The 6,313-nt window shown below is 60.8% G+C and carries 6 protein-coding genes and 1 pseudogene; all 7 read right to left on the bottom strand.

Going from position 1 to position 6,313, the window contains the following annotated elements:
* A partial coding sequence (locus tag AB1609_13660; GenBank protein MEW6047505.1) for a lactate racemase domain-containing protein occupies nucleotides 1-956 on the bottom strand: 956 nt, incomplete at its 3' end.
* A 29-nt stretch (nucleotides 957-985) separates the two neighbouring features.
* Nucleotides 986-1,159, bottom strand: a complete 174-nt coding sequence (locus tag AB1609_13655) for a hypothetical protein (protein ID MEW6047504.1) — start codon at nucleotides 1,157-1,159, stop codon at nucleotides 986-988.
* Nucleotides 1,160-1,269: 110 nt separating this feature from the next.
* Nucleotides 1,270-1,452 (bottom strand): annotated as a pseudogene (locus tag AB1609_13650) (transposase).
* Nucleotides 1,453-1,527: 75 nt separating this feature from the next.
* Nucleotides 1,528-2,043: a transposase gene (locus AB1609_13645; GenBank protein ID MEW6047503.1), complete on the bottom strand. Its 516-nt coding sequence runs from the start codon at nucleotides 2,041-2,043 to the stop codon at nucleotides 1,528-1,530.
* A gap of 423 nt (nucleotides 2,044-2,466) precedes the next feature.
* Nucleotides 2,467-3,681 carry a lactate racemase domain-containing protein gene (locus tag AB1609_13640; GenBank protein ID MEW6047502.1) on the bottom strand — a complete coding sequence of 405 codons (1,215 nt, stop codon included), beginning with the start codon at nucleotides 3,679-3,681 and terminating at the stop codon, nucleotides 2,467-2,469.
* A gap of 927 nt (nucleotides 3,682-4,608) precedes the next feature.
* A complete protein-coding gene (locus AB1609_13635; GenBank protein ID MEW6047501.1) occupies nucleotides 4,609-5,595 on the bottom strand; it encodes an MBL fold metallo-hydrolase in 987 nt (328 codons plus the stop codon).
* Between the two features lie 106 nt (nucleotides 5,596-5,701).
* On the bottom strand, nucleotides 5,702-6,313 hold a 612-nt coding region (locus AB1609_13630), incomplete at its 5' end, for an ABC transporter permease (protein ID MEW6047500.1).

Here is a 6,313-nt window from a genome sequence, read left to right as displayed (position 1 = left end):
TCCACCAGATGGTGGCAGCCCCTCCCTTCAGGACAACGAGCGGCCCAGACCAGCGTCCCCCCCAACTTCACGAAGGGGACAGCAGGAAAGAGACCCTTGCCACACTGGAACACATCCAGATCTAGCGGCCAGGCACAGGCCACCACCACGTCGCCCAGCGGCTCCATCTCGGCCCCGTAAACTTCGCCCGCCCGCTCCATAAGCCAGCGGTGGGCTGAGACCATATCACCGGCAGCCACACGGCAGATATTCACATCCATGTCCAGGAGAAAGCCGATGTAGAAGTCAAGCCCCAGCATGCGGGCAGCCTCCTCCATGTCCAGACGATGGGGCCGCTGCCAGCCGCCATCTAACTCAACGGGATCGTTGGGGAGGTTGTGATTGTGAACGATAGTGCGGTAGCTGGCCACTCCGGGAAGGACCAGCTTGGCACCTCCTCCGAAACGCACAGCCCCGTGTGGGAGCACGCTGCCTACAGCCAACTTGAGGTCACTGGAAACGACTGTCCGGTTAAGCTCAACCGGGGTACCCCGCGAGGTGAAACCAATCCTCTCGCATGGGCCAAAGGGGTCGTGGCTCTCCACCCGCACCCTCGCCACTACGTCTGGCCCGATTTTCTTCACGAAATCCGTGTACTCCATGGAGCGGTGGGCGCCGGTAGCTCCAACGAGCACTATGTTGTCATCGGCAATGCCACCCCGGTTAAGGCGGTCTAGGACCTCAAGTACGATATCGCCCACGTAGGCAGGGCGGGTATGATCCTCCACGATAATGGCAGCCGTTGATCTCCGGCGAGCCAGCTGCTCCAGGGAGGGCGAATCTATGGGCGAGTCAATGGCGCCCGCAATCTCTGCCCGGGTAAGCGGCCTGCTGGTGTTCCTGATGACGCGAACCTTCCACTTATCGGGCACAGATACGGCAAGCGCTTCTTCTCCATGGCGCAGAACTACTTGCATTTGCGCATCCTCCCTTGAAAACAGCGCCTTCAGGCGGCGCACTCCAGGTCCGGGAGTTCAACTTGGTAGCCGAGCAGTTCCACCCTCTTGGTTAAGCGTCTGGCCAGAGCTTGGCGATCAAGCCAGTCAAAGTAGTCCACCCCCCGTTCCTGGTAAGTGGACTCGATACTGTGGTAGATGATGGTGAGGATCGCGTGCTGCACCGCCACAGCAGCCTTCTTTTCTTCTTGCTTTTCTGGCAGCAACGCAGTGGTATAGGGAGGAAAGATCGGGAGGAAAGATACTCATCCCTGGGCCTCCCGGTCGCATGAGCATGCTGCACGAGGAGAACTTGAGCCATGGGTTCCCTATTGGTTGTCTTCCCCGGCCTGCGCTTGCCCGCAGATTCGTTGTTTCCCGGACACGCCTCTGCCCAAGACGCGAAATGTCGGTCTGCACGGAAGGCCCTCATGTCCACACCAATCTCCACGTTACTCGTCCAACCTAGGCACCCCATCCTAGCCTGCGTACCTCGACCCGAAAAGGGCGCATCCCCTCCTCGACCTCCCCGTCAAGCTCCGCGATCGCCTCGTCAAGGTAGTCGATACGAGCCAGGACCTAGGATATAATCAGCCGGTGGTGCGGCTTCAGGAAGCCCTCCAACGCCCTTTGCAACTCCGAGGTCTTCCTGCTCACCCTGCCCCGAGCCAACTGCGCCAGAGACTCGGTGTCCGTTTCTCCTCGTAGAAGCTCTGGGAGGATCACCCCTGGCCAACACTCCGGTGACATCAGTGCCCATGAACAGCAGCTTTATATTGGCATCCCCCGGGAACCTGTTCACGTCGGAAGCTTTCTCGAGCCTCAGGCTCGTCCGGTACTTGGTGAGATCCCTCACTTCCCGGACGGATTCGGGGGGAATGAAGCTTCCCCTGATCGCCCCGTAGCGAAGGAGATGAGCAATCCACTCGGCATCGCACACATCGGTCTTTCGCCCGGGGACGTTCTTTATGTGCGGCGCCTTGGCCAACACCACCTGGAAGTTCGATTCCTGGGTTTCGTACACGGGCTCCCAGCACACCCCCGTGCTTTGCATGGCCACATGGTGCATCCGGCCCGGGAGAGCCAATCCGAAAGCATGAGGATGTCCCTGGTCATCATTCCGAAGGTCCGTATCCCCATGTTCGGCTTGCCGTCCGAGCCCGGAACAATAACGCATCGGTCATGACCTTCTTGTGAACGCCCAAGCCTGTACACCGTTCATACATCACTTCCGTCTCTGCCACCCCCTTGAGCCGGCGGAGCGCCCCGGAGCCCTTGGATTCTCCCTTGCGTGCTCACTGGCACGGTCGGTACTTCCCAGGGGGCGCTCGGGTCAGACTCCACCCTCGGGCCCACGGCACCAGTGAACCACAAACCTCCTACACCGGCACCCTTTGCAGCCATTGTACGATCCACGCCAGTTTTCATGGGCGGTGGCGACGGCATACCGCGGTGAACGACTCCCCCGATGTCCTCGGATTGCGGGTAGCACTCAGACTGCTGCCTGGCGTTCAGTCACGAACAAGGGCGCAGCGGGAAGCACCGCCACCGTGGGCTTTCCTGGATGCATCCGTGCCACATCCCGGAGTAGCACCTCAATGTCATCGCAGACCTCCACCTCCTCGGGCAAGAGCACCCGCGCTTCTTCCAGTTGCAGGCCAGGAGAGTAGAAGTAGATTTTCCTCTCCCGAGCGGCACGACTGATGTCCCGGCGGATCATACTGCGGTAGGCGTCGTTCTGGATTGCCAGTTCGTGGTGACCCAGACCCCGGTAGCAAGCCGCTGCCCATATCAGCGTACCCCCAGGCCTGACGATTTGAAGCCCCGCTGGCAAGGCTTTAGTGGCCTGGCACAGGTCCATGTCAAATGGGTAGGAATTGGCAATGACCACGTCGAACAGCCCGGACCTCCCCAGGAGGGCAAAGGCTAGGAAGTCTTTGAAGGCCAGGCGATGGGCGCTCAGGGGATCCCCCGCACGGAGGCCGACGATCCTGAGCGCCTCATCAATCAGCACGTTGACCGAGAAGTGAACAGGCACCATGCCAAGGACTTCCTCAATGTCCTGTCTCACCTTGGTCACGCCGGGCTCCAGCACCCGGTTGCAGCTGCCCACAGTGATGTGGTTGTGTGCCACGGTCTCCAGCCCCGCGACCCCCGGGAGCAGGATCTTGGCGCCACCTCCTGAACCAGCCTCATCATGGGGAAGGACAGCCCCGATGCTGATGCGCAGGTCGGCTGCCACCACCGTCTCGTTCAGCCACACTGGCGTCCCGGCCGAGGTGGTGCCAACAAACGTCAGTCTGTCTCGGTAGTCGTGGCTCTCAACCGCGTAGTGACCGGCAATTCGACTGCCCACCTTGGCGACGAACTCCTCATGCGTCATCTGGCTGTGAAGGCCAATGGCACCGACGATGGCAATACGGCTGCCATCCACGCCTGCCGACTCCAACTCTCCAACCACCCACTCGGCAACCACCTGTGCCGGAGTGGGACGCGTCGCGTCGTCCACAACGATCACCGCCCGGTGGGCACCCCTGGCTGCCTCTCTCAGCCGGGGTCCGCCAACGGGCTCGTTGAGACGGGCAATCATCGCCTGGTCGCTGAGAGGAGGTGGAGAGGCGAGTCTGATCACCTCCGGGCGCCAGTCCTCAGGCAGGCTGATGCAGCAAAGGTGCCGTCCAAAGGGCAGTTCCATTCTATTGCTCAAGCGCATCCCTCCTCCGCGCCTGGAGTGGACGGAGGTCTCGCCTCGCATCCGCCACGCGCCTGATCAACGCGCCTTTTCCGGCACGCGTTCAAGTACCCGCCACGTGCGACAGAACCTCCTCGGCCGCGGCGATCGTCTGGTCTACGTGCCCTTCTGCGTGGACAGCTACCAGAGACAACTCGCCAGGTAGGGAAGATGCTCCGCTCGACCAGTTTCTCTGAAGACCAGGTAACGCCTGCCGTCATAGCGGATTACGTCCCGGTCTGCTCCTGGTCGGTGTTGTGCACGCAGGCCACCGACCCGTCTTGGTGAACCCGCCGCTCCAACCGTGAAAGTGCCCCTCGAGCTTCGCGATTAGATTGCGGCCGGTGACACCCTTGGCGATGCGCAGGTCTTGAATTCTCCAGAACCCCAAGAACCGGGGTCCAGGCGCTAAGTGCCAACGCCTCCAAGACCTGCGGGTCGTCCTTTTTTGCTCGGACCTTAGCGACCACACGCTTACTTCCAACACTACCTCGCCTCACGACTTGGGGCCCACTGCCCCCAACATGCAAGAGCGCATCCTCTACCACGCCACCGCCATCTGCAAGACCTGACTCCTGGGCCTCCACAACCTCTTCGCCATCCTCAACCCCTTCTCTCACCACACCGGCCTACCCGCCCGCTACCAGCCGGAAATCCTCACTCTCCCGTCCTCACGGTCAGCCTGAGCCAACTTGGCCCCCCAGGGATCCTGACCAGATCCCGACCATACGGCAGCCACCATACGGCAGTCTGCGCACGCCCTCTCCCGGTGGGGCAAAGCAGACTCTTGTCCCCAGCAGCCTCACCTGCTTTCCACCTACCACTCGCCATACCCGCTTCGGATGTCAAGGTCCGCACTTGGCACCTAACCGATCCCAGCGTGGCTACTTGCTCCCAGACCACTCATCCCGAGTTCCCAAGAACCTTCTCGATCATTGGCCCTCCCCCTGATTGGCGCGATGGACCGCAGCTACCTCTCGCCACGCGTGAAGAGACTCGACTGTGGTAGTATTCACCTGAAGAAACGTCCAGCACGAGACAGTCGTCTGCGATCACGACCTTGCCGGGAAACCCCTCCTCCACCAGCTGTTTGAATAACGACAGCGTCTCAGGATTATCCACGAATCTCAGGAAGTGGTACGCTACAACGGTGTTGACCCCCGCCTCGGCGGCGATGCGACCCAGGCTCCGGGGATCAGTGTGCATGTGCACGTCCGCGAAAACCCCTTCTCGCTGGTCAATGGAGCAGTCATGGATCAGCATGCTGCAGCCGCGAGCCAACTCTACCATCTGCTGGGTCGGGGCTGTGTCGCCGCTAATCACCAGCGAGCCGGCAGCCGATTCCACCCTGTAGGCCACAGAAACGAGCCAAGGCTGAACATGCCGCGGCGCAAAGGAAGCCATGACGCTCCAGTCCTCTCCGCAGCAGACCTCCCCCTCCTTCTCGATCTCGTGAACATCAAAGGAAGGACGTACCATGGGCCGGCCGGTGAATTTCTCCAGTACCTTCCTTGCATCCGGTGCCTCGGCCCGCCTGGTGATGTCGGCATCGAAGGCACCGCCTCGGCCAAAGAGGGCATCAATGAAGTGTCGGGTGCCGACAGGGCCGTAGACTCGCCAGTGCGACTTGCCAAAAGCCACCCAGGAAGACAGAACCAGGTCCGGAAAACCGATGTTGTGGTCGCTGTGGTGGTGGGTGAAGAAGACGTAACCAATGTTCGCTGGCGAGTAGCCCGCTTCGAACACGCTTTGCAGGGCAGACCGGCCACAATCAAACAGAAGGATTTCGTTGTGGCGACCGCACTCGACGAGAACACTGGGACCGGCGCGATGAGCTGTGGTAGCGTCCATCGCAATACAGCCCGATGTGCCAAGAAGCACTGCTTTCATAATTCATCAAGTCCTCCTCTCCAGAAACCGTTTCCCCTTGTCACCCCGCGCCCGAGCCCACCGCCGTCTCCATCATACCCTGCACTGGCGCCCCACCCAGGTTCGATCACCATCTTAGGCGGGGATCGAGCAAGTCCCGGATTCCATCACCCAGGAAGTTTACCGCTAGAACCGTGATCATCAGGGCCAACCCTGGCGCCAACACCACCCAAGGCGCCACGTTGAGGTATTGGCGGCCCGCGGCGATCATCTCACCCCAGCTGGGATGGGGAGGTTGTACTCCAAGGCCGAGGAAGCTGAGCGCCGCCTCAAGCAGGATTATGAATCCGATGCCCTGAGATGTTATGATGATGATTGGCGTCATAACATTCCGTAGAACGTGCCGCTTGATCACCACCAGATGGGGCGCGCCAGCTGCTACTGCGGCTTCCACGAATTCCCTCTCCTTGATCTCCAGAACGCTCGCCCTCACGGCGCGGGCATATAACACCCACCGGGTAATCGCCAGCACAATGACCAGGTTCACCATGCTCGGACCTAACACGGCAACTACGGCAATGGCCAGGAGAGTTGTCGGCACCGACAGCTGGATATCGGCAAGGCGCATGAGGCAGGTGTCAGCCCAACGCCCATAGTAACCTGCTATCAGTCCCACCGGCACTCCAACGAGAAGCGCCAACACGTTCGACGCAACACTGACGGCGAGAGAAGTTCGCCC

The sequence above is a fragment of the Bacillota bacterium genome (assembly GCA_040754675.1).
Lineage (GTDB): Bacteria > Bacillota > Limnochordia > Limnochordales > Geochordaceae > Geochorda.
The sequence above is the reverse complement of the archived record's forward strand: the minus strand, read 5'-3'. Positions and strand labels throughout refer to the sequence as shown.